The organism is Nocardioides alcanivorans, from assembly GCF_021555175.1.
Classification (GTDB): Bacteria; Actinomycetota; Actinomycetes; order Propionibacteriales; family Nocardioidaceae; genus Nocardioides; species Nocardioides alcanivorans.
In genome coordinates this window covers 1-24,085 of record NZ_JAKGRW010000030.1, presented here as the reverse complement: position 1 = coordinate 24,085, position 24,085 = coordinate 1, and the positions used below count along the sequence as shown (strand labels likewise).

The following is a 24,085-nucleotide window of genomic DNA, read 5'->3' as shown; positions in this document are numbered from 1 at the left end:
TTTCGCAAAGGTGAAGTGTTTTTCGTGCGCCGCTTCAGTCAAGAAGCTAGCTTCCTGAAGTTGAAGAAGGTAAATCATGGACTCCCAAGCTAAAAACGTTGTAAAGCTATAAGTATTCAAACACAAAAAGCAGCTACCAGCAAGGTTAACAAACCTTTTTCAATATCATAAAGGAATTTAAAAATTTTTACAAAAAATAGCGCGGTTACATGTAATCGCAAAATCGAAAGAACGATGCAGCAGAAGTACCACCCGAACAAACCCTCTCTGTTTAATGTGAATCAGAGGATTGTTTAGGATGGATGAGAAAGAACTTTCATCACAAGAGCCTAGAAACGCTCTTATATGTAAAAGTAGTATTAAAAAGAGAACGTTTATTACCTAAATTAGGTTAATTTATACAAAAAACCCTAATTGCATAGTTTTTTTTATTATAAATTTATGTCCTCAATATCAGTTCGCAACGTAGAATATACACATCGTGTTAAGTTTATTTCCTGATGAATATATCCGCGCAATAGACCTTCCTTTTGAAAGCCGATTTAGATATCTGGCTAAGAAGTAACATTTTGAGATATGTAATAGCTCCAATTTAAAACAAAACCTAAATCTTTAAACCTATAATCAATAATTTCTCTGAGCTGCTTCGACGCATACAACCATTTCCCCAATAATGAGGGATGGTACGCATCCAATCTCAGATCGTTTACTCCATAATTGTAAATTGTTTAGTCCAATTGTTCCTATTAAAACGTTCGTTTCTTTTCTTGCCCACCTCATCATTGCCTTTTTCCTCAAAGTAATTTTCATTGGAAAAGATTCGATCATACGTGAAGCTTGTCCAAACCTGTAAAAGAATTCATACCGTAATGAATATCGTTAGCCTCATCCAATGAAAGATTTCGTTATATTTTTTTGACAATAAAGATTGTTCTATTTCAACTAAATGCAAGCGTTCTGTTTCTAGAAGATAAGAAATGCCATAGGATCACCTTTCTCTACTCATTCATTATATCAGAAAAAATATGTATAATTAGTAAAGTCCTTAGTTGTTCCATAAATCAAACATTTAATGACGCATTCCTCTTTATTCATATATACACGAATTGATATTAATTTGATTACTTACTCAAACATTACGCTATAATTTCCATAAATCGAATTTCAAATTATTTCAAAGAACTGTAAAAAATTTGTTTCATTTTCTCCTTCCAAACAAATCCACCCTACCTCTATACATTTATGGTAAAATATAGTTAATATATTATTTTATTGTGAAAAATTCTCATGGCGTATCTATCGGCTTATCCCTCTTACTCATATTACTTATTTTTTATTCGCAAAAAAATACCCACAGTCTAAACTCATCTATGATGACTAACTTTAAAGGCAATAGCTTTAAGACATTTTCAATCGGTATTTTAATCGCCATACTCCTCACTTTCATATGGAATTTATCATGCAGTAACATATCAACCTAGTTATTTAGATATTAAATTAAAAAAATCAAAACCACACTGTTTGCAATGTAGGCGAATTCGGTTATTTCCTCCGAAGAATTATTGCACAGAAGTTCAACGATATTCGTTCTGAAAAAATGCAGTTAAAAAATCCGGTAATACTCTATATAGAATATCCTTCAGAAAACAAGAAACATGGAAGCCAAATATCGTGTTAATACCGATAAGATAAATTACAAGAAAAACATGACATAAAAGATATTTATCAACTATCACCGTATTCATTTAAAGAATCTGGAGAAATAGGTACATTAACAATAAAAGAAAACAGCTAAAACAATAAAACTTAATTCAATAAAAAATAAAAAACTGTTCCTTCATTTTGCTGAAGGAAATGCTTATTTATTCTACAGTATTTGTTTATTTAATGTAGCCATTATTTCATTACAATATTCTTTCCATTTCAATACACGCACCAATCTCCAACAATCTTCTTCGTAATATGAGGTACCACAAATAGTGTTATCAATAAAGATTTATCATTTTTCTTGCAATGCTTGAACCGCTTGATGTTCTAAATGACATTTCGGCATTAGAATCGCTCAATTTGTAACTTCAACTACTTCTGGTTCACCTTTAAATCTGAGATCCTTTTCAATATCATATAAAGCTTGCTCGTACTTCAATTCTTCAACGTAACTTTGATTGTTTCATATACCGATTATACTCTATAAAACATTCAACTAATAGACTTTTGTTTACCCGATGTATGCTTCCTGATCTTCGACTTGTCCATGTACAAGCATCACAATGTAAATCACTGTTTTCTGTTTTCATAATAAACCCTGTACCGTCAGCTGGTAGTTGTTCATCTAGTATGTCAAATCCTAAATAAATACTAATAAGAGATGAAGTTTAAATGCATTAAACTGCTCATTTAACTCATTAGACTGTAAATAAAGTTTGCGCTACATCATGTGGAGCTGCTAAAACAACAAGCATCCAGCTTGTATTGTTTCATGATTTGCAAAGAAATCTCATATCGATCTTCTTGTTTACTTACAGCTGTCGTTATAAGACCTTTTTACGACAGTTTCAGTCAGCAATTTTTCTAAGCGATTAATTGTGTCGTAGATAGTCCACCCTTAAATGATACGAATTTTTTATTTCTGCTGATTGAAATTGTTTTTTATTCTCTTCAAAACCCTTTACTTAAAATACTTCTCCATACTTATTTTTATAACCAGTAAATACGGTAATGTACGCCATTGTGGGAAGCCTATTCAATCACGAATATACGCCTGAAAGCACAGGAGCAATTTGCTCTTCATCAACTTCTTTCTCAAAAGCTTTCTAAAATAGAGCATATGGTCTTTCGTAAACCTCTTATTTTCGTTATGAAATCTTTTAAAGCATGATTTTCCCTTCGTTGAGACTAGCGTACTGCTAAACAACGACCGGGCACTCATCGGTATCCCAAATATAGTATCAGAAGGAATTATGTGTAGCCATGTTTTCAATATATATGAAAATATTCGTTTATTATATACCATTTATTTTCTAAATTTAAATCTTTTACAAGTTAGTATAACACAAACTAAGTTTTCATGGTTGAATTACTGAATCCGCCCCTGACTCGCTAATGAAACCTTTTCTTTCCACACTATGGATTTACCACCTCAAATACTTTTCTTTTCTCAATAAGAATTAAATTTAAATCGATATTATAATCCTTTTAATTCTTTTTCTAAATAAAATAGTAGAAAGTCCTGTTATACCTCCACCGATAACAACAACTGTTTTCTATATGTGCTGCGCTCCTAACCGATACAATTAATAATTCCTTTTATTAAATAAAAGTCCTTATATTCGACTAAAGCGTGCATTCTGTAAGAAATTGACAATATATTTTAATATATTTTCAAATTACCTAATAAAAAGAACTTATAACATTTCAACCCCGTCATAGTTCTCTTTATTTTAAAAACATAAAGTAATTGATTAATTTGTCTAGTTCTTGACTCAATGCCAATACTTTTTCATGTTGACCTAGTTAATCCGATACTAAAGAGTAAAAGTTCTTCTTTTTTATTTCAATTACTTCTTCCACTTTCGTTAGTTCCAGCGTCGTTTTACATCTCTCCAAAAATAAAATGTATGTATTTCAGTATAGCCTACTCTACATAATTAGTAAAAGTAAATACATGTAAAATCTTACATATTTGAAAAGTAAATAATATACTACAACAAGTAAAACGACTAAACTTCCTTTTACAGATCATTAACGTTCATTCAAGAATTAATAACATAACGGAACTTTCTAATGTGATAATCTTTATAATTTGGAGCTTCTGTATATGATTAAAACATATCATATGAGAATTTAAATACAGTGACCAAATCCCAATCAGAATTCAATATAGTCTTATCCAAAATATATTTTCAGTTGGTAAAATATTTGCACGTCGATTGAATTAAAGGTAATCGATCTATAGTGAGCAAAGTTATTTCCGTATTCAGCTTGAGCTTTTGGCTAGCTCTATACGTATACTAGTTTTAGCGCGACGTATCCTCGTGTTGAACAGATCTATGTCCTAAATCTACACATTATCGCGGCAAGTGGCGGAATGCCCACCAACCATGATGCGATCTTGCTCGATAAATACTACTAAATTTCGATAACTCATTTAAAACGATGAAGCGGCGCACGAAAAACGGACTACTTCTGCCTTGCGAGAAGTCACGGTAGGCGTATATCCTGGCGTCGCACCCCTGATAATCAACGAAGTACAATGACTTCAGAAACTAAGTTACGTCAAGTTTTCGTGCGCTGCTTCAGACGGATCCACGAACGGAGTTCGGCGGCCTCGGTGGTCAGGACTCCCTCCCGAGCGTCACCACTTCGTCGGCCACGGCTTCGACCAACTCGGGCGAGTGGCTCGCGAACAGGATCGCCAGGCCGTTCTTCTTCTCCGTCCTGAGCCGGGTGGCCAGCCACGCGAGCCCCTCGGTGTCGAGTCGTTGCTCGGGCTCGTCGAGCACCAGCAGGCGGCGCGGCCGCACGAAGGCGCTGGCGAGGGCAAGCCGGCGCCGTTGTCCCGATGACAGGGAGACAGGTAGCTGACCGGACTGCGCGCTCAATCCGACCTCACGGAGCACGTCATCGACAAGGGCTTCCGGCTCCTCAACCCGGTGGGCACGCGCGAAGAGGTCGAGGTGCTCGATGACGGTGAGGTCGGGAAAGAAGTCGAGATCGTCCATCACCACGGCCGTGGCCGCACGGATGGTGGCCGACAGCTCGGTGAAGGGCTCACCCAGGACCTCGATCGTGCCGGCGTCCGGTTCGTCTGCACCGGTGATGCACTTGAGAGCGGTCGACTTGCCGGAGCCGTTGGGCCCCACGAGCACCGCCGCTCGACCAGCTCGGACGTCGAAGCTCAGCTCGAGCAGGACCTGGTGCTCCCCGAACGACTTCTCCAGGTCGCGGACCCGGAGCACCGAGGTCTTCTCCTTCGCCACCGGTCAGCGCAGCTCGTCGAGCAGTGCCTGCGCCCTGTCGTCCGGCGCCTTGGACGCCTCGAAGACCTCACCGTCGAGCAGCACCGTCGGTGTGCTGTTGACACCGGCGTCGTCCGCTGCGGCAGTGGCGTCCTTGACCCACTGCTCTCCAGCACCCGCGTCGATGCCGGCCTTCACCGCATCGCCGTCGGCGCCGGCCTGGACGGCCAGTTGCACGAACCAATCGGTGCCGGGCTTGTCGCCTCCCTCGCCGGGCTGGTTGGCGAAGAGGAGGTCGTGGAACTGCGCAGCGACCTCAGTGTCCGAGGTGTCGAGCACCACCGCGAACGCCTCGGCAGCGTCGCCGGCCCAGCCACCGAGCAGGTTGAACGGTCGGTAGGCGACCCGCACCTTGCCCTCCTCGGCGAGGTCGGCGAGGGCACCGTCGAACGACCGCTCCATGGCGCCGCACGCCGGGCAGAGGAAGTCCTCGTAGATGATCACGTCGTGCGGGGCACCCTCGTCGCCCAGCACCAACTCCTGCTCGACCTTGCCGATGCCGGGCGCGTCCACGTCACCAGTGACCTTGTCGACGATCAGGTAGATGACACCGGCCACCGCGATGATCAGCGCGATGACCAGGATCAGCCGCGGCGCCATCGACTTGCGTTGCTGCGCCGCCTTCTGCTTCTTCAGCGAGGCGGCTGCTTGGTCGCTGCCGACCACGGTGGGCCGAGTCGTCGTACGACGCTGCTGGACGTTCTGGTTCTGGCGCTTGCGCGATTTGCTCACGGCATATCCCTATCAGGCGAGGGTGAATGTCGGGTTCGAGGTGTTCACGCCGTGTCCAGCTCCGAGCCGGATCGGCGGGCCGCCTCAGCAGCTTCGTGCTCCTGCACGAGGAGCTCGAGGTCGCCGGAGTCGCGGATCGGTCGTACGTCGCCGTCCCGAGCGCCGACCCAGCCCAGGCCCGGTTCGAGGTGTCGAACGACCCGTGCCGGAATGCCGGCCACCACCGCATGGTCGGGGATCTCGCCACGTACGACGGAACCCGCGCCGACGACCACGTTGCGACCGATGACGGTGCCGGGAAGGACCATGGCACCGTGACCGATCCATGAGCCGGAGCCGATGGCGACGGGTTGGTGCATTCCGAGCTGTTGACCGATCGGGACGGCCGGGTCCTGGTAGCCGTGGCTGGCGTCCGAGACGAAGACGTCCTGTCCGAACCACACGTCATCGCCGAGTTCGATCGACTCGTGCGCGGTGAGCGTGCACCGAGCACCGATCACGCAGCGGTCACCGATGACCAGACCGCGCTCAGGCACGTTGGTGTCGCCCACGCCGTACCCGACCGTGAGGGTGACGTGGCGTCCGATCAGTGTCTCGGTGCCGATGTGGATGGATCGTTCACCGAGCACCGTTGCCTGCGGGAATCCGATGCAACTGCTCGCCCCGAAGGTGCCGAAGCCGGCGGCGCGGCGGGTCCCCGGAGTGATCTCGCCAACCCATTCGACGCCCCTGAGGAGGGCGTGCAGCGGTGGACTCAGCAACGTTCGCAGCAGGGGCACGGAGTGGAGCGTAGCCACTCCGGGATCAGAATGGGTCGATCGTCCGATGCGGGACGGCCGTGACCGTGAGCACCCGCGCGACCAGCGAATCCTCGATCGCGATGACCACGACGTCGCGGCTCGCCTCCGTGCCCGCGTCGCACAACTCGTGCAGCGCCTGGACGCCGGGACTCGCCAACCTGCTGACTGCCGTCAGGTCGACGACCACCCGAGGCTGACCGCCCTCACTCGCCTTCGTGAGTGCGGTCCGGAAGAGTTCGCACGAGAGATCGTCGACGGGTCCGCTGGCCGAGACCCAGCCCGGTCCGCTGTCGACCTCGAGCTCGGTCTCCCACTCGGCGTCCCGAGCCGGAGCAACGGGCACGGCCTCGAGGAGATTCACCGACCGAGAGAGCTCATGGCACATCTCCACCGTGTTGCTGTCGACACCCCGCTCGACGCGGAAGGAGTCAGTGAGGGCTGCTGCCATCGTCATGCCGTGGCCGTGGGGCTCCCCGGCGGGCCAGGTCCCGCGGTCGGTGACGGTCACGATCGCCCTGCCGGAGCGCTCCAGGCGGGCCCCGGCCCGCAACATCCCATCGCGGACGGGGTAGGCATGGTCGACGACATTGGTGGTGATCTCGTCGACGGCCTGGACCAGGGATGCATGGTCCAGCAGCCCGGCACCGACCTCGTCGAGCCAGTGGTCGAGCTCGCTGCGCACACTGCCGATGCTGGCGCGGGACGCGGGCAACAGCGCCGCCATCGAGACGGGCTGCGGAATCCGCAGTGCCCCGAGCAGTACGGCGTCGTCCGTGAGCCCGACGTCCGGCACCAACGAGACGAGGAGTTCCGAGCAGAGGGCGTCGATCCGCGCAGCCGGGTCGGCCTCGTGCGCGGCGGCTTCGAGAGCCTGCGCCACCGCGACGTCGAAGTGAGCATCGCCGGAGCTCACCCCGTCGGTGTGCAGCAGGAGCAGGTCGTGGCCCGCGAGCTGATGCGTTCCGACGTGGGGCAACTGTCCGGAAGCGCCCAGTCCGAGCGGCGGACAGGGATGCGGCTCCGGGCGCCACACACTCGCGTCGGGAGCAACCGCCACCGGGCCAGGGTGCCCAGCAGCGACGTACTCCGCGACACCGGTGGTCGGGTCGAGCAGCACCACGCAGGCAGTGACCCCGCCCAGCTCCGGCACGTGGCGCAAGAAGGTGTCGACCGCGGTCGCTGCCGCCACGAGGCCGACACCGGCGACGAGTCGCTCCCTGAGCACTGCGCGCACCTGCGCCACCGCCATCGACGCGGCGAGACCATGACCCACCACGTCGGCGACCACCAGGGCCAACTTCTGGTCGGGGAGCACGAACGCCTCGAGGGTGTCACCGCGCTCGCACGGTTCGCGGTCGGTGAGCAGATAGCTGCCGTGGAGCACCACGCCCGGCACGACGGGCAGACGATGGGGGATCTGGAGGTCGGTGGGAGTGGTGATCACGGTCCCCCTCCCCGGCCGTCGGCCGCTCGTGGTTCAACCGGTCGGGGCGACTTCCCCGATCGACTCCCTCATCTCCTTCAGTACCCGCGAGAGCAGGCGGGATACCTGCGTCTGCGTGACGCCGAACTCGTCGGCAATCTCCTGCTGGGTGCATTCCTCGACGAAGCGCATGCGGAGCAGGCGCTGGTCGCGCGGGCGCAGTCGACGTACGACGGGACGCAGCAGCACGCGCGCCTCGGCGGCGGACGTGTCGCGGTCGACCTCGTCGTCGACGAGGAGCTCACCGAGGTTCATCGAACCGTCGATGCCAACCGGGAGATCGAGGGAGGTCGGGGTGAAGCAGCCCTCTGCCTGCAGCGCCTCGGTCACCGCGTCGGGTTCGACGTCGAGGTGGTCAGCGATGACAGCGTCACTGGGTGTGTGGCCGTCCTCGGCCCGCAGCGCCTCGCGGGTCTCGACGACCTGCGACTGGATCTCCTGCACGCGACGCGGCGGGCGCACGGTCCATCCCAGGTCGCGGAAGTGTCGGCGCAACTCACCGCGGATGCTGGGGACCGCGTAGGAGAGGAAGTCGCGCTCGCGGGACGGATCGAAGCGTTGGGCTGCCCGGACGAGGGCTGCGCAGGCGACCTGCTCGAGGTCTTCAGTCGGAATGCCCCGCGAACGATAGCGAGACGCGATGCTTCGGGCCACCGGGATGTTGGCGACCACGACGCGGTCGATCAGCTCCTTGTGGGCCTCTGGCTCCGGGGTCTCAGCAGCCTGCCGGAGGAGGGTCGCGGTGAGGCGCTGCCGTTCCTGACGGGACAGTCCTTGCGCGTGTTCCTTGATGTTGCGTGCCATGGAAGTCTCCTTGGGGGAATCTTGCCTGGCCCGCCGTTGCCAACAGCGAGGATGGGACTTGTTCTGCACGTCGTCGCCACGGGGACGACGAACTCCGTGCGGCACTTCGACCGTAACGAACAAGTCCGGTCAAGGCCACCCCCGGGTGGGTCGCGGGGCGGAGCGAACCTTGTGGCGGCCTCGAAGCGACGTACCCTGATCCGATGGCCAGTCGCGAGGAGATGTCGACGTCGTTCGGGCAGATGGCAGGAGCCTACGAAGTCGGTCGGCCCGACTATCCCGCCGAGAGCGTCACGTGGATGCTTGAGCCAGTGGCGATGCCCGGCGAGCCCATGCGGGTGGCCGACGTCGGCGCTGGCACGGGCAAGCTCACCCGTGTCGCCGCCGAGGTGACGAGTGAGCTGGTGGCGATCGACCCGGACGCAGCAATGTTGGCCCAGCTGCGCGAAACCGTGCCGGGGATCCCCACCTTCGTCGGCACTGCCGAGGCGTTGCCGCTGCCCGACGCGTCGCTCGATGCCGTCGTCCTCGGGCAGGCATGGCACTGGGTCGATCCGGTCGCCGGGCCCGACGAGGTCGGGCGCGTGCTGCGTCCCGGCGGCGTGCTCGGTCTCGTCTGGAACATCCGCGACGAGTCCGAGCCGTGGGTACGCAGGCTCACCGAGGTGATGCACGGCAGCCACGCAGAGGAGATGCTGGCCACCGGAGGCCCGACGGTTGGTCCACCGTTCGGGACCCTCGAACACGCAGAGTGGCGTTGGACCCGGCCGATGACACGCGACTCGCTGCTGACGATGGCGCGGTCGCGAAGTTTCGTCATCACGGCACCCGATGACGTCCGCGCTCGCATCGAAGCGGGCCTCCGCGAGTTGCTCGACGAGATCGGAGCAGTCGGGCATGCGGTCATCGACGTGCCCTATGTGACACACGCCTACCGCACCCTCAAGCCCTGAGGTCAGCCAACACCCGCCGCCGCCCCGCCGCTCGAGCCCTGTTCCTTGGTCGAGCCTGTATGCCGTTGGTCGAGCTTGTCGAGACCTTTCCCCGCGGGGCAGAGCTGGTCTCGACAGGCTCGACCACCGGGATCCTGTTCGCGAGCCCATGGCATCCCCGCCAGCCGAGCCGGCCGAGACCACTGCCGCACCCCGCCGCTCGAGCCAGTACGCCGCTGGTCGCGTCCGTATGCCGTTGGTCGAGCTTGTCGAGACCTGCCTCCGATGTGTGGGCGTGCCTGTGCCCCGGGAGAGCGTGTGTTCTCCCGGGGTGGGCGGGTGGTGCTTGTTTGGCAGGCGCTGCTTCTGGTGGGTGGTGCTCAGCCGGGCTGGCTGGTGTCGTGGGTGCCTTGGGGTGTGACCAGCCAGGTCCTGCCGTGCTGGCTGGTCCAGATATAGGTTCCGTCCCGGGTTCGTCGGTAGCGCCACTTACCGTGGGTTTTCATCAGGTGGTGACGTCGACACAACGGCGCGAGGTTCTCGGGCCGGGTTTGCCCTGGTGGACCACCCTCACCAAGTGGGAGATACGGGTCGATGTGGTCGAGGTCGGCGTCCCAGCTGGAACGTTCACAGTTGGGATACACACAGTGTGGGTCACGGAGTCGGACGAGGGTGTCCATCCATTCGGGTGGATCATGTCGATCCACTGCATCGGTGCGGTTCAAATCCACGACCGGGGTGATGGTCGCAAGGGAACCGTGACGGGTGAGCCAGTCGCGTAGTTGGGTGGTGAGGATCTGCCCGAGCCGGTCGGTGGAGACGATGCCGTCTCCGTCCAACCCCAACTCGTGGGGGTCGAGGCCCAATGCGAACAGGTCCGCCAGGTTCACGTGGGCCATCACCCGCAAACCACGACGGCGTCCGAACGGGCCCGGTGTCGTGGCCAATCGACCCGGCTTCACCCCGACCCCCGGCTTGCCCAGCACCGGGTTGCCCAGCACCGGCTCGCCACCCGCCGCCGCAACGGCGGACGAGGCGCTGCCGGCGCCGCCGGTACCGATGCCGGTGCTGTCGGTGCTGCTGCTGTCGCCGTGGGTGGCGCTGTCGGTGGTGGTGAGGGTGGTGTAGGTGAGTGTGGGTTGTTCGGTGTCGTCGGTGAGCCGCCCGATCGCCTTCGCACGCCGCTGGTTCACGTCGTCGGTGTCACCCAGGCGCCGCATCGTCTCGGCCTCGACTGACAACAAGTCCATGAACCTGGTGAGATCCAAGGAGTCACCGACGGCTTGGAGCTCGGAGGTGCCGGCGATGCCGCCGGCTCCTTCTTCGTGTCCGGCGTGGGGGTGGTGCAGCCACACACCCCAATCAGCCTTCCCCCTCGGCGTGGTGGGGTCCTTCACCAGCTCGGGGTGGAACTTGGCGATCGCCATCGCCAACCACTTCTCGATCGTGGGCCACCCCGACAGGCCGGTGGCAGCGAGGTGGTCGTCGAACCAGCGTGCAGCGGCGTACGACAGTTTGCGGGTGAGGAGGGCGACGCGGCGGGCGTTCCACCCCGGCATCTCCAGGGCCTCGACTTTGGCCCACAGATTCGGCAACCGGTGCACCAGGTCCAGGGCGTCGGCGACCAACGCGAACCCGGCAGCACGCGAGATCGCACCTGATGCGGCGAGTTCCTCGACCGCGAACAACGCGACATCAGGGGTGCCGTCACCCGAGATCGCCTGCTCACAGTCGGTGGGGAACAGGGTCTCGTCACCCACCACTGCTTTCGGCTTGTCGGGGGACGGTGGGTGCATGATCGCCCACTGATAAGCCAACCGCAGCTTGCTGCGGACCATCTTGAGTTCCACGACGCGGTTCTCGGCCATGAAACCAAGCAGGGTCCCGCCATCGAGGTCAGAGACCTCGTAGGGCTGGTGGCGGGCGTCGATTTCGATCATGGAACCAGTCCAACATTTGGCTCCGACACAACCCGGGGCACCGGGACTCAGGCTGTGGACAACCACCGGCCGCACTGCCGGAACGAGGTCTCGGCGGGCTCGACCAACGAACCGGTCTCGACAGGCTCGACCTCCGGGTGGGCCGCGGGGTGGTCTCGACAGGCTCGACCTCCGGGTGGGCCGCGGGGTGGTCTCGACAAGCTCGACCAACGGGGGTGGGCGGCGGGGTGGTCTCGACAAGCTCGACCTCCGAACCGGTCTCGACAGGCTCGACCAACGGCGGCTGGGTCTCGACAAGCTCGACCAACGGGCGGTCTCGACAAGCTCGACCAACGAACGGTCTCGACAAGCTCGACCAACGAACGGTCTCGACAGGCTCGACCAACGGCGGCTGGGTCTCGACAGGCTCGACCAACAAACGGTCTCGACCTCCGGGTGGGCGACGCGAGGGTCGACCTCGGGTGGAGGCGGCGGGTGGGGACCACTCAGCTTGTGGCTGTCAGTCGACGTGGGTGGGGAGGGCCAGCTGTTCGCCGCGGGTCCAGTCATACATGACGATGAGGGTCTTGGTGCCGCTGGTCTTGCCGGTGCGACGGATCCCGTTCACCACCCGCTGGAGGTGGTCGACGTCGCTCACCCGCCAACGGACCAGGACATCGGGGTCGCCGGCGATGGTGAAGATGCTCTGGACCTCGTCCATCTCCCGCAGCACCCCCTCCAGCTCCCCCGTCTCCACGTCACCGTTGAGACGGATCTCGGTGAACGCGTGGAGCTCGCCGGCGGCACGCTCGTCAATGACCGCGACGTATCCACGGATCACGCCACTTCGCTCGAGACGATCGATGCGTCGACTCACGGGAGCCGAGGACAGGTTCACCGCCCGGGCCAGTTCGCTGATCGGCATGCGCGCGTTGACGCGCAGCAGATCGAGCAGCGCGCGGTCGACATCGTCGAGCTTGACCGACGACCGCTCGGCGCTCACATCGTGCGTGTTCATTCGTTCATCATGCCCGAATCACGGCCACAACGAGTCGATTCCTGCGCGTTGGACACTTCTCGCGCTCAACCGTTGCCGTGCGTGACGGCCCTCACGAGACTGTCCCCGACACCCGACGTACCCAGCCGGAACGAGTGAACAGCGATGACACGGACCACACCCGACGCCTGGCCCCAGGCAATCGTCAAGCCGGATCTCCGGGAGATCTCACAGAAGGTGCTGTGGCTCGCCACCTCGATCGTCAACGCCGCCAACAACGAGCGCCCCAACACGAGCGGCATCAAGGTCGGCGGGCACCAAGCTTCGTCTGCGTCGATGGTCGACATCATGGTCTCGTTGTGGTTCGCGGGGCTGACCCGCCATGACCGGGTCTCGGTGAAGCCGCACGCATCCCCCGTGCTGCACGCGATCAACTACCTGATCGGCGACCTCGATGAGAAGTACCTGACCACGCTACGCGCCAAGGGCGGCCTCCAGTCCTACCCCAGCCGGCACAAGGACCCCGACACCGTCGACTTCTCCACCGGCTCGGTCGGGATCGGCGCCACCGCGCCCCTGTGGGCGGCCATGTCGCACCGCTATCTCTCGTCCCAGTTCAGCACCACTCCCGAGGCCGGACGCTTCATCAGCCTGCTCGGCGATGCCGAGCTCGACGAGGGAGCGGTCTGGGAGGCCGTCATCGATCCTGCAGTCGCCAAGATGGGCGAGTTGATGTGGATCGTCGACCTCAACCGCCAGTCCCTCGATCGGGTCGTCCCGGACGTCCAGATCAACCGCCTCCAGAGCATGTTCGAAGCCGCCGGTTGGCAGGTCATGACGCTCAAGTGGGGCCGAGCCATCATGCAGCTCTTCCAACGCCCCGGGGGCGAGGACCTGCGCGTCCGCCTGGAGCAGATGCCCAACGAGGAGTACCAGCGCATGCTGCGTGCCGAGCCGGCCGACGTGGCGGAACGGCTGCTCGGAGCCCACGCCTCCCCAGCGCTGCGGACCCTGGTGAACTCACTCGACACCACCGAGCTGACCCGGGCCATCCGCGATCTCGGTGGCCACGACATCGACCTGCTCCTCGACACCTACGACAAGGTCGACTCCACCCGTCCGACGGTGATCTTCGCCTACACCATCAAGGGCCGCGGGCTGCCCACCGAGGGCCACCCCAACAACCACTCCGCACTCCTGACCGAGGACCAGGTCCGCGCTCTGGCCGACTCTGTCGGCGCCGACGCATCGGACCCGTGGCAGCGGTTCGAGCCGGGCTCGGCGGCCGCACTGCTCTGCGCAGATCGTCAGGAGGCGCTGCGTCGTACGCCGATCGAGTCGCCGGCGCCCGACGCCCTGCCCACGACCCTCGCCCGGGCACACCGCGCTCCGATCTCCACGCAGGCAGCGCTCGGGCGCTTCCTTACCGACCTCACTCGCGACGCCCCAGCGACGGCAGCGCGCGTGGTGACCTGCAGCCCGGACGTCGCCTCATCGACCAACCTCGGCGGCTGGATCAACAAGACCGGCGTGTGGTCGGTGACCGATCGTCTCGACTGGTTCGCCGACGACAGCCAACGGGTGCTGCGCTGGCAGGAGGTCAGCAGCGGCCAGCACATCGAACTGGGCATCGCCGAGGTCAACCTCGTCGGCCTGTTGAGTGAACTCGGCGCCACGTGGTCGCGCTGGGGCGAGCGGCTGATCCCGATCGCAACCATCTACGACCCGTTCATCTCCCGCGCCCTCGAGCCGTGGTCGTTCGGCATCTATGCCGGCGGCCAGTCGATCATCGTCGGCACGCCGTCGGGTGTCACGCTCTCCCCCGAAGGCGGTGCTCATCAGTCGATCACCACACCTTCCATCGGGCTGGAGCAACCCGGTTGCACGGCGTGGGAGCCGGCCTTCGCGCAGGACCTGGAGTGGTGCATGCTCGAGGCGATGGGCAAGGTCGGCGTTCCCGGCGGTACGTCGTCGTACTTCCGGCTCTCGACACGTCCGATCGACCCGACCGCGGCCGCGCTCCCCGAGGATCCGGTACTGCTCGAGCGCCGTCGTCGCCACGCCGTGGCCGGGGGCTACCGCATCACCGACCACTCCCCTGCCTCCGAGGAGATCACGCTCGTCGGAGTGGGAGCCGTCATGCCCGAGGTGCTGGCCGCGGCCGAGAACCTCGCGCAGCTCGGAGTCACCGCCGGCGTGGTCTGCCTCACCAGCCCCGACCTCGTCTTCCGTTCCTCCCAGGGCCGCGGCTCCGACATCGCCGACATCCTCTTCCCGGCGACCCGTGCAGCACCGCTGGTCACCGTCATGGACGGCCACCCGCACACGCTGTCGTTCCTGGGCGGGATTCGCGGCGACCGCTCCCGCAACCTCGGCGTCACCGACTTCGGCCAGTCCTCCGACCTCGCGGATGCCTACGCGTTGCACGGCATCGACACCGCGACCGTCGTGGACACCGCACTGGGGCTCCTCGGTCGCTGACAGCCAGGTCAGGCCCCGCACCACTCCAGCACCGCACCGTTCGGTACGACGCCAGCCCACCCCGCGCCGTACGCCCCGGTCGTGGGGTGGGTGAGTGACCTGAGCACCTCACCGTGGGTGATGACGACGTTCACGACAGCCCTGTCCAACGAGCCCAGGACAGCGAGCGCACGAACGCGCACCTCGGCTGCGGACTCCCCGCCGACTGGCCGACGGCGTGGGTCGGGATCCGCTGCCAGCCAGGCCGAGGCCAGCGCGTAGTCGCGGCCCTGCCACTCGCCCAGGTGACGCTCGCGCAGTCGGGGGTCGACCTCCAACGGCAGACCCAGGCGCGCAGCGACGACTTCCCCGTCTCGTGTGCCCGCGCGAGGTCACTGACGACGACACGGCCCCACGTCGCGTCCGGTCCGGTTCGGGCAAGGAGTTCGGCGGCGACCACCTCGGCCTGCTCCCGCCCGGAGGCCGTGAGCCGCGGATGCGCAATCTGTCCCTGGGTGAGTCCCTGCACGTTCCACTCCGACTCGCCATGCCTCACGAGATAGACCACCTGCTGCACGATCCCCATTCTCACGTAGGCTGCACGGACGCCTTCGCTGCAGGAACCCGGTGAGACTCCGGGGCGGTTCCGCCACTGTGATCCAGACCCTTCGGGGTCTGCAGCCAGACACTGGACCGAAGGTGATCCGACCGCTACACGGGGCGAGAACCCCGGAGGAGGAACCCGGCCGTGGCCGCGTCCGCACAGATCTGTCTTCTCTCGACGTCCGACACCGACCTGCTGTCGGCCCGCGCCAGCGGGGCGAGCTTCTCGCTCGCCAATCCGGCCAGGGCCACGGGCGACGAGCTCCGCTCGATGATCGACGGTGCCGATCTCGTCGTCGTCCGCCACCTCGGCTCGCCGCACGACCTGTGGGACGGTCTCGGCGACGTACGAGCCGCTGGCACCCCTCTCGTCATCCTCGGCGGCGAGCAGCAGCCGAGTGCCGAACTGATGGAGCTCTCCACCGTTCCGATCGGCGTCGCCGCCGAGACCCACCGTTACCTCTCAGAAGGGGACCGGACAACCTGACCCAGCTGCACGCGTTCCTCTCCGACACCGTGCTGCTCACCGGTGAGGGCTTCGAGCCGCCGACAGCCATCCCCTCCTGGGGCCTCGTCGAACGCAAGCCCCCGGCCGACCCCACCCTCCCCAAGGTCGGCATCCTCTTCTACCGCGCCCACCACGCCAGCGGGAACACGACGTTCGCCAACGACTTGGCCGATGCCGTCGACGCCACCGGCCAGGCCATCGGGGTGCCGGTCTTCGCCGGCTCGCTGCGCAGCGCACCCGACGACCTCTTCGACGCCCTCGGCGACCTGGACGCACTGGTCGTCACCGTGCTCGCGGCCGGCGGCAGCGTGCCTGCTTCGGTGAGCGCCGGTGGCGACGACGAGACCTGGGACGTCGAACGCATCGCCGCCCTCGACATCCCCGTGCTGCAAGGACTCTGCCTCACCAGCAGCCGTGAGGAGTGGGAGGCGAACGACGACGGGGTGACGCCGCTCGACTCGGCCAACCAGATCGCCATCCCCGAGTTCGACGGCCGCATCATCACTGCCCCCTTCTCCTTCAAGGAGATCGACACGGACGGGCTCCCCGCTACGTGGCCGACCCGGAGCGTTGCCGCCGGGTCGCCGCCATTGCCGTCAACCACGCCCGGCTCGGGCACGTGCCGAACGCGGAGAAGAAGGTCGCGGTCGTCCTCTCCGCCTATCCCACCAAGCACTCGAGGATCGGCAACGCGGTCGGCCTCGACACCCCGGTGTCGACGATCCGGCTGCTTCGCCGACTCCGCGACGCGGGCTACGACCTGGGTGCCCCTGGCGCCATCCCGGGCCTCGACCTCGACGACGACACCGAGGCCGGCGACGCCCTCATCCACTCGATGATCGCCGCCGGCGGCCAGGACGAGGAGTGGTTGACCTCCGGCCAACTGACCGACGCCCACACGCGAATCAGCAGCGAGCAGTACCAGCGCTGGACTGCGCACCTCCCCAAGCGCTGCGTGACGACATGGTCGCGGCTTGGGGCGAGGCCCCGGGCTCGCTCTTCGTCAACGACGCCGGCGAGATCGTGCTCGCCACCCTGGTCGCGGGCAACGTGGTGCTGATGATCCAGCCGCCCCGCGGTTTCGGCGAGAACCCGGTGGCGATCTATCACGACCCCGACCTCGCGCCGACCCACCACTACCTGGCCGCCTATCGCTGGCTGGAGGCTCCCAGCGCCGACGGCGGATTCGGTGCCGACGCGGTGATCCACGTGGGCAAGCACGGCTCCCTGGAGTGGCTGCCCGGCAAGAACGCGGCGCTGTCGGCGGAGTGCGGGACCGATGCCGTCCTCGGCAACCTCCCGCTCTTCTACCCGTTCCTCGTCAACGACCCCGGCGAGGGCGCCCAGGCCAAACGTCGCGCGCACGCCACGATCATCGATCACCTCATCCCGCCCATGGCCCGTGCCGAGACGTACGGCGACATCGCCCGTCTGGAGCAGCTCCTCGACGAATACGGCAACATCGCCGCCATGGACCCGGCCAAACTGTCGGCGATCCGCGGCGAGATCTGGCAGCTGATGAAGGCCGCCGAGCTGCACCGCGACCTCGGGCTCGATGAACGCCCCGACGACGAGGAGTTCGACGACTTCATCCTGCACGTCGACGGTTGGCTCTGCGAGATCAAGGACGTCCAGATCCGCGACGGCCTCCACGTGCTGGGGCAGGCGCCTTCCGGGAGGCGCTGGTCAACCTGGTGCTCGCCGTGCTCCGTGCCTCCCAGGTGTGGGGCGGGGTCGGCAACGCCGTGCCCGGTCTGCGTGCCGCGCTCGGTCTGCGTGACGGGGCCAGCACGCCCGAGGTCGATGCCTTCGAGGCCGAGGCGCGGCGACTCGTCACCGCACTCGCCGAGGCCGACTGGGACCCGGCCACGGTCGACGCTCTCCACGCCGACCCTGCGGTGCGTGCGGCCCTCGCCTTCGCCGCAACCGAGGTCGTCCCCCGGCTCGCGCGCACGACCGACGAGATGGACGCGCTGCTGCATGCCCTCGCGGGCGGCTTCGTCCCCGCCGGGCCGTCCGGCTCGCCACTGCGCGGACTGGTCAACGTGTTGCCGACGGGCCGCAACTTCTACACCGTCGACCCACGGGCGATCCCGTCGCGGCTGGCGTGGCAGACCGGTCAGGCGATGGCCGATTCGCTGATCGCGCGCTATCTCGAGGAGACCGGCGAACACCCCACCTCTGTCGGGCTCTCGGTCTGGGGCACCAGCGCGATGCGCACGTCCGGAGACGACGTCGCCGAGGTGCTCGCGCTGCTCGGGGTCCGCCCCGAGTGGGACGAGATGTCGCGGCGCGTCAACAACCTCGTCCCGATCGATCTCGCCGAGCTCGGCAGGCCACGCATCGACGTCACGGTGCGCATCTCCGGCTTCTTCCGCGACGCCTTCCCCACGTGGTCGCGATGCTGGACGACGCCGTACAGCTCGTCGCCGAGCTTGACGAACCCGACGAGCTGAACTACGTCCGGGCCCACGCGCGCGCCGACCTCGCCGAGCACGGTGACCAGCGACGGGCGACCACCCGCATCTTCGGCTCCAAGCCGGGCTCCTACGGCGCCGGCATCCTGCAGGTCGTGGAATCGGGCACGTGGCGCGACGACAACGACCTCGCCGAGGTCTACACCGCTTGGGGCGGCTTCGCCTACGGCCGCGGTCTCGACGGTGTCGCGGCGGCCGATGACATGCGCACGGCCTACCGACGCATCAAGGTGGCCGCGAAGAACGTCGACAGCGCCGAGCACGACATCGCCGACTCCGACGACTACTTCCAGTACCACGGTGGCATGGTGGCCACCGTCCGCGCTCTCACCGGCTCCGACCCCAGGGCGTACGTCGGCGACTCGACGTCGCCGGACTCCGTGCGGACCCGCTCCCTCCAGGAGGAGACGAACCGGGTGTTCCGCGCCCGGGTCGTGAATCCGAGATGGATCGCCGCCATGCAGCGCCACGGCTACAAGGGGCCTTCGAGCTCGCCGCGACCGTCGACTACCTCTTCGGCTTCGACGCGACGGCTGGGGTCGTGCACGACTGGATGTATGAGTCCCTCGCCAACTCCTACGTGCTGGACGAGACCAACCAGGAGTTCCTGCGCACGTCGAACCCCTGGGCGCTGCGCGGCATCGTCGAGCGGCTCCACGAGGCCGCCGAGCGTGGGCTGTGGGCCGAGCCCGATGCGGAGACCCTGTCACAGCTGCAGAAGGTCTACCTCGACGTCGAGGGTGACCTGGAGGACGACGAGAAGTGACCCACGTGCACGTGGTCGGTTTCGGCATGGGCCCGCACCACCTCACCGGTGAGGCTGTCGCCGCCCTTGCCGCGACCGACTACGTGCTCGCGGTCCGCAAGGGCGAGCGCGACGAGCTGCTCGACGTGCGCCGCCGCATCTGTGCCGCCCACGGCGTGGAGCTCGTGGAGGTCGCCGACCCTGAGCGCGATCGCGACGACCCGGCCGACTATCCGGGGGCGGTGAAGGCATGGCACCACGCCCGAGTGGAGGCATTCGCCAACGTGCTTGAGCAGCGGCGTGGCACCGCTGGCTTCCTCGTCTGGGGCGATCCGTCGTTGTATGACTCGACGCTGCGGATCATCGACCAACTGGCCGCACGGATCGACCTGACGTGGGACGTCGTACCCGGCATCAGCGCACCACAGCTGCTCGCCGCCCGTCACCGCATCGTGCTCCACGAGGTGGGGCAGCCGGTGCACGTGACCACGGCCCGGCGGCTGCCCGAGGCACTCGACGCGGGCGAGCGCAACGTCCTGGTGATGCTCGCCTCCGAGGCCAGTCTGACGACACTCGATGCCCTGCCCGACTGGCGGATCTGGTGGGGCGCCAACCTCGGCACCGATGGTGAGGAGCTCGTCGCCGGCAGCGTGGGCGGCGTGCTGCCAGAGATCCGTGCTGCCAGGGATCGGGCCCGCGATCGGGCCGGCTGGGTGATGGACGCCTACCTCCTGCGCGCTCCGTCGGAGAAGTCGTGAGCGGCCTCCTGGTTGCCGGCACCACGTCGGATGCCGGCAAGTCCGTGGTCACCACCGGCCTGTGCCGTGCCTTCGCCCGTCGGGGGTGCGTGTCGCGCCCTACAAGGCGCAGAACATGTCCAACAACTCGATGGTGTGCCAGGGCACCGACGGCAGGACGGCGGAGATCGGCCGGGCCCAGTGGGTGCAGGCGCGGGCCGCACAGGTGACGCCCGAGCCCGCCATGAACCCGGTGCTCCTCAAACCCGGCTCCGACCGGCGCAGCCATGTCGTGGTCATGGGCCAACCCGCAGGTGAGGTGGAGGCCACCGACTTCGCGACCGGCCGGCGCCACCTCGCGGCCGCAGCGCACGCGGCGTACGACGACCTGGCCTCCCGCTTCGACGTGGTGGTGGCCGAAGGCGCCGGGAGCCCGACCGAGATCAACCTGCGGTCGAGCGACTACGTCAACATGGGACTCGCCAGGCACGCCGACCTGCCCGTGGTGGTCGTCGGCGACATCGACCGAGGTGGCCTCTTCGCGTCCATGTTCGGCACCCTCGCACTGCTCGAACCCGCTGACCAGGCGCTGATCGCCGGCTTCGTGGTCAACAAGTTCCGCGGCGACCTCGGGCTGCTGCGCCCCGGCCTCCAACAGCTCGAGACGCTCACCGGCCGCCCGGTGCACGGCGTCCTGCCGTGGCACCCGGACCTGTGGCTGGACTCCGAGGACGCGCTCGATCTCGAGGGGCGCCGCAACCCCGAGAGCGCACGGATCCGGGTGGCCGTCATCCGGCTCCCCGGGTCAGCAACTTCACCGACGTCGACGCGCTCGGCCTCGAACCCGCTCTCGACGTCGTCTTCGTCTCCGACCCACGCGACCTGGCGGACGCCCACCTCGTGGTGCTCCCCGGCACCCGGGCGACGCTGTCCGACCTGGCCTGGCTGCGCTCCCGCGGGCTCGACCTCGCGATCGAGGCGCATGTGGCCGCTGGTCGCCCGTTGCTGGGGATCTGTGGCGGATTCCAGATGCTCGGCACCGAGATCCACGACCCGGACGGGGTGGAGGGCGTGACGGGGGCCAGCGCCCGAGGTCTGGGGTTGTTGCCGGTGACAACGACCTTCGCTGCTGAGAAGGCGCTCCGGCTACCCAGCGGCGAGGCTCTGGGTGCCGCGGCGGGAGGCTACGAGATCCATCATGGCCGGATCATCCGCGAGCCCTCCGCCGACGAGTTCCTGGGCGGGGCGCGGTCGGGGCAGGTCTTCGGCACCATGTGGCACGGCAGCCTCGAGGGCGATGCCTTCCGTGCTGCCTTCCTGCGGGAGGTGGCAGGGCTCGAGCCCTCCGGGGTCAGCTTCCCCGCCGCGCGGGAGCGCCGGATGGAGGTGCTCGCCGACCTGGTCGAGGAGTACCTCGACGTGGAGGCCCTCCTGGCGCTCGCCCGTGACGGCGCACCGCAGTCCCTCCCGACGCTGACGGTGGGTGAGCGCCGATGAGGGTGCTGCTGCTGGGCGGCACCGGCGAGGCCCGCGAGCTGGCCCGGCTGCTGGTCGACGCCGGGATCGACGTGACGTCGTCCCTCGCCGGTCGCGTGGCACGGCCCCGGCTCCCCGTGGGCCCGGTACGGATCGGTGGGTTCGGCGGCGTCGACGGGCTCCGGGCCGCCCTGGCCGACTACGACCTCGTCGTCGACGCCACCCACCCCTTCGCCCGAGGCATGAGCGCCAACGCCGTGGCAGCCTGCACAGCCGAGGGCGTGGCCCTGCTCCGATTCGAGCGTCCTGGCTGGGAGCCGGACCCGGCGTGGCATTACGTCGCCACCCACGAGGAAGCGGCCTCACGGACAGCGGCGCTGGGCTGCCGGCCCTTCATCACCGTGGGTCGCCAAGAGCTCGCCCGCTTCACCCATGCGTTGGGTGAGGCATCGGTCCTGGCGCGCGTGGTCGACGTACCCGACATCACGCTTCCGACGCCCTGGCGACTCGTCACCAGCCGCGGCCCCTACACGCTCGACGGCGACCTCACGCTCATGCGCGAGCATCGCTGCGACGTACTGGTGACCAAGGACTCCGGCGGCACCTTCACCTGGCCCAAGATGCAAGCCGCCGCCCAGTTGGGCGTCCCCGTGGTGGTGGTCGAACGCCCAGTTCCAGATCCCCGGGCACGGGTCGTCCATGCGGTGGAGCTTGCGCTGGCCTGGGTGCTCTCCCACCGCTGACCCACCCACGCGAAGCCGCGGAAGGTCGAGCGCTCCCGCGGCTTCGCGTGCTCTTGGTGAGGGTTCGCGCGTTCCAACTGAAGGTTCGCGCGTTCTAGCTGAAGGTTCGCGCGTTCTGAGTGAGGGGTCGGGCCAGCATCCAGGTGAGGGAGAGGCCGAGCGCGCCCCACAGGGCAGCCAGGGTGAGGACGGAGGAGACCCGGAACTCCCACAGCACATCGGCCGGGAAGTCGCCGAGCTCGTTGACGGTCGGCATCAGCGCCGCCGCCACAGCCACCACCGCGACGTAGAGGACCCCTCCGGTGACGACGCCGAGATAGGCGCCCTTCGCAGCCGCGATCCGACGCCCGAGCAGCGCCGCCACGACGACTGCCGCCATGGAGATCAAGACGAAGACGAAGTAGTACGACGTCCGCTCACCGATCGTGTCGCCGCTGCCGACCGCGGGCGGCGCAGCGGGGTACTTCAGGAACGGGACGAGCGAGAAGGCCAAGAAACCCAACGCGGCGACCAGCGCGGTCGAGCCGACGACGGAGAGCCGTCCCAGGCGCCCCGCGACTGCCGCCGCGACCAGCGCGACAATGCCGCCCAGGGCCAGACCGACCGCGATGGTCGCGGTCGCCAGCCCCCAGGTCTTCTGCGTGGACCGGGAGATGCCGCCCTCCTCCTCGCCGTGGCTGTGGCCGCCCGCTTCGTCGGTGTGACCGTGCTCCCCTCTTCCTCCGCGTGTGCGTGTCCCTCGGTGTCGGCGGGCGCTGCGGCCGCCTCCTCCAGTCCGATGGCGGTCTCGATCGGCGGTTCTCCGATCGTGTAGCCGACGATGAAGGCGAAGATGCCTGCAATGAGGCCCGCGAGCAGCCCGCGGACCAGGAAAGTTCGTGCGTTCACGTGTGATTCCAGATTCTGTGGTCGTCAAGGAGGCCGTGCGACGGCACGGCGGGTCGACACCCCACGTCAGGGGTCGGCCGGAAGCCGCCCGATCACGAGCGGCAGGTACTCAGGGTCGGCGAGCCTCAGTGGCAGGGATAGCCGAGCAGGTGACGACCATCGTGGACCCACTCGTGGATCGCAGTGCCGGCCGGGATCGAGATCGCGCCCTGGTCGGCGCTCACGAAGAAGATGACCAGCAGCCCGAGCAGCCCCACGAAGAACGCCCAGGGGCGAGTTCGCGCAGGTCGACGGTGGGCAATTCGACAGTGGGGAATTCGGCGCCGGCGATCGGCGCGGCAGCATTCTGCGACATTGTTCTCCTCAGGGTGATGCGCCCTGGTTGGGTGAGTTGGACGAACGCCTGGGTCTGACTTCACCGCCCGGGCGGTGTCACAGCAGCGCGACTGTGCCGGATTCACACCGACTTCCATGGCATTCGCTGACGTCACGATACGCCCCGCGAACCGCCGCCGGAACCAGTCCCGCGAACTGGTACGTTGCCGTTGCCGTGGTGCACGGGAAGCCGGTGGAAGACCGGCGCGGCCCTCGCCACTGTGAGCGTGGAGTTCGACGACCACACCGATGCGCAGGCATCGGGACCACTGGGTGCAGACCCGGAAGTCATGAAGCGGCGCAACGAAACACCTACCAGATGCTGTTCCTGAAGTCACGGTGGTGAACTGAAGTTAAACACCTGTAATTGAAACTGAACGAAGTACAA

At 62.4% G+C, this 24,085-nt stretch carries 14 protein-coding genes, 6 pseudogenes and 1 riboswitch; of the genes and pseudogenes, 8 read left to right on the top strand and 12 right to left on the bottom strand.

What is annotated here, in order from left to right; all coding sequences use genetic code 11:
* Positions 1-275: 275 nt before the first annotated feature.
* Positions 276-395: pseudogene (locus tag L1066_RS28780) on the top strand (cold-inducible protein YdjO-related protein); the annotation flags it as partial.
* Between the two features lie 3,040 nt (positions 396-3,435).
* Here the strand turns inward: L1066_RS28780 and L1066_RS28775 are convergent.
* The 6 genes and pseudogenes from L1066_RS28775 to L1066_RS15940 form a co-directional block, all read right to left on the bottom strand.
* Positions 3,436-3,504, bottom strand: a pseudogene (locus L1066_RS28775) (aspartyl-phosphate phosphatase Spo0E family protein); the annotation flags it as partial.
* Positions 3,505-4,334: 830 nt separating this feature from the next.
* Positions 4,335-4,979, bottom strand: a complete 645-nt coding sequence (locus L1066_RS15960) for an ABC transporter ATP-binding protein (protein ID WP_235737268.1) — start codon at positions 4,977-4,979, stop codon at positions 4,335-4,337.
* A 3-nt stretch (positions 4,980-4,982) separates the two neighbouring features.
* Positions 4,983-5,750, bottom strand: a complete 768-nt coding sequence (locus L1066_RS15955; protein ID WP_235737267.1) for a DsbA family protein — start codon at positions 5,748-5,750, stop codon at positions 4,983-4,985.
* A 44-nt stretch (positions 5,751-5,794) separates the two neighbouring features.
* The gene (locus L1066_RS15950) at positions 5,795-6,529 is read right to left on the bottom strand and encodes an acyltransferase (protein WP_235737266.1); all 735 of its coding nucleotides are present in this window, start codon (positions 6,527-6,529) and stop codon (positions 5,795-5,797) included.
* A 25-nt stretch (positions 6,530-6,554) separates the two neighbouring features.
* A complete protein-coding gene (locus L1066_RS15945) occupies positions 6,555-7,994 on the bottom strand; it encodes a SpoIIE family protein phosphatase (protein WP_235737265.1) in 1,440 nt (479 codons plus the stop codon).
* 33 nt (positions 7,995-8,027) lie between these two features.
* Positions 8,028-8,837 (bottom strand): sigma-70 family RNA polymerase sigma factor, encoded by an 810-nt coding sequence (locus L1066_RS15940; RefSeq protein WP_235737264.1) that lies wholly within the window; start codon positions 8,835-8,837, stop codon positions 8,028-8,030.
* A gap of 203 nt (positions 8,838-9,040) precedes the next feature.
* Here L1066_RS15940 and L1066_RS15935 point away from each other — a divergent pair, with 203 nt between their 5' ends.
* On the top strand, positions 9,041-9,790 hold the full coding sequence (locus L1066_RS15935; RefSeq protein ID WP_235737263.1) for a class I SAM-dependent methyltransferase: 750 nt from the start codon (positions 9,041-9,043) through the stop codon (positions 9,788-9,790).
* 359 nt (positions 9,791-10,149) lie between these two features.
* Here the strand turns inward: L1066_RS15935 and L1066_RS15930 are convergent, their stop codons facing one another.
* On the bottom strand, positions 10,150-11,709 hold the full coding sequence (locus L1066_RS15930; RefSeq protein WP_235737262.1) for an HNH endonuclease signature motif containing protein: 1,560 nt from the start codon (positions 11,707-11,709) through the stop codon (positions 10,150-10,152).
* Positions 11,710-12,208: 499 nt separating this feature from the next.
* Positions 12,209-12,706 carry an Lrp/AsnC family transcriptional regulator gene (locus L1066_RS15925; RefSeq protein ID WP_235737261.1) on the bottom strand — a complete coding sequence of 166 codons (498 nt, stop codon included), beginning with the start codon at positions 12,704-12,706 and terminating at the stop codon, positions 12,209-12,211.
* A gap of 144 nt (positions 12,707-12,850) precedes the next feature.
* Here L1066_RS15925 and L1066_RS15920 point away from each other — a divergent pair, with 144 nt between their 5' ends.
* The gene (locus L1066_RS15920; RefSeq protein WP_235737260.1) at positions 12,851-15,166 is read left to right on the top strand and encodes a thiamine pyrophosphate-binding protein; all 2,316 of its coding nucleotides are present in this window, start codon (positions 12,851-12,853) and stop codon (positions 15,164-15,166) included.
* A gap of 8 nt (positions 15,167-15,174) precedes the next feature.
* Here the strand turns inward: L1066_RS15920 and L1066_RS15915 are convergent.
* Positions 15,175-15,731: pseudogene (locus tag L1066_RS15915) on the bottom strand (histidine phosphatase family protein).
* 162 nt (positions 15,732-15,893) lie between these two features.
* On the opposite strand from L1066_RS15915, the gene L1066_RS15910 reads away from it, so the two are divergent.
* From L1066_RS15910 to L1066_RS15865, 5 genes and pseudogenes are all read left to right on the top strand, one after another.
* Positions 15,894-16,235 carry a hypothetical protein gene (locus L1066_RS15910; RefSeq protein ID WP_235737259.1) on the top strand — a complete coding sequence of 114 codons (342 nt, stop codon included), beginning with the start codon at positions 15,894-15,896 and terminating at the stop codon, positions 16,233-16,235.
* 29 nt (positions 16,236-16,264) lie between these two features.
* Positions 16,265-19,499: pseudogene (gene cobN, locus L1066_RS28770) on the top strand (cobaltochelatase subunit CobN).
* Positions 19,496-20,236, top strand: a complete 741-nt coding sequence (gene cobF, locus L1066_RS15875; RefSeq protein WP_235737255.1) for a precorrin-6A synthase (deacetylating) — start codon at positions 19,496-19,498, stop codon at positions 20,234-20,236. Before cobN ends, cobF begins: the two are co-directional and overlap by 4 nt.
* Positions 20,233-21,712, top strand: a pseudogene (locus tag L1066_RS15870) (cobyric acid synthase). The gene cobF and the pseudogene L1066_RS15870 overlap by 4 nt, the downstream one beginning before the upstream one ends.
* On the top strand, positions 21,709-22,434 hold the full coding sequence (locus L1066_RS15865) for a cobalt-precorrin-6A reductase (RefSeq protein WP_235737254.1): 726 nt from the start codon (positions 21,709-21,711) through the stop codon (positions 22,432-22,434). The pseudogene L1066_RS15870 and the gene L1066_RS15865 overlap by 4 nt, the downstream one beginning before the upstream one ends.
* A 94-nt stretch (positions 22,435-22,528) precedes the next feature.
* Here L1066_RS15865 and L1066_RS15860 read toward each other — a convergent pair whose 3' ends face one another.
* The 3 genes and pseudogenes from L1066_RS15860 to L1066_RS15855 form a co-directional block, all read right to left on the bottom strand.
* Entirely contained in the window at positions 22,529-23,089 is a 561-nt protein-coding gene (locus L1066_RS15860; RefSeq protein ID WP_376707689.1) for a CbtA family protein, read from the bottom strand.
* Positions 23,090-23,253: 164 nt separating this feature from the next.
* Positions 23,254-23,322 (bottom strand): annotated as a pseudogene (locus L1066_RS28765) (hypothetical protein); the annotation flags it as partial.
* Between the two features lie 125 nt (positions 23,323-23,447).
* Entirely contained in the window at positions 23,448-23,579 is a 132-nt protein-coding gene (locus L1066_RS15855; protein ID WP_235736875.1) for a CbtB domain-containing protein, read from the bottom strand.
* Between the two features lie 267 nt (positions 23,580-23,846).
* A riboswitch (cobalamin riboswitch) is annotated at positions 23,847-24,015 on the top strand.
* Positions 24,016-24,085: the final 70 nt, after the last annotated feature.

Bases quoted from the DNA above. Each gene is read 5' to 3' on its own strand.
- L1066_RS15940 (WP_235737264.1), bottom strand. From the start codon at position 8,837: ATGGCACGCAACATCAAGGAACACGCGCAAGGACTGTCCCGTCAGGAA.
- L1066_RS15935 (WP_235737263.1), top strand. From the start codon at position 9,041: ATGGCCAGTCGCGAGGAGATGTCGACGTCGTTCGGGCAGATGGCAGGA.
- L1066_RS15930 (WP_235737262.1), bottom strand. From the start codon at position 11,709: ATGATCGAAATCGACGCCCGCCACCAGCCCTACGAGGTCTCTGACCTC.
- L1066_RS15925 (WP_235737261.1), bottom strand. From the start codon at position 12,706: ATGAACACGCACGATGTGAGCGCCGAGCGGTCGTCGGTCAAGCTCGAC.
- L1066_RS15920 (WP_235737260.1), top strand. From the start codon at position 12,851: ATGACACGGACCACACCCGACGCCTGGCCCCAGGCAATCGTCAAGCCG.
- L1066_RS15865 (WP_235737254.1), top strand. From the start codon at position 21,709: ATGAGGGTGCTGCTGCTGGGCGGCACCGGCGAGGCCCGCGAGCTGGCC.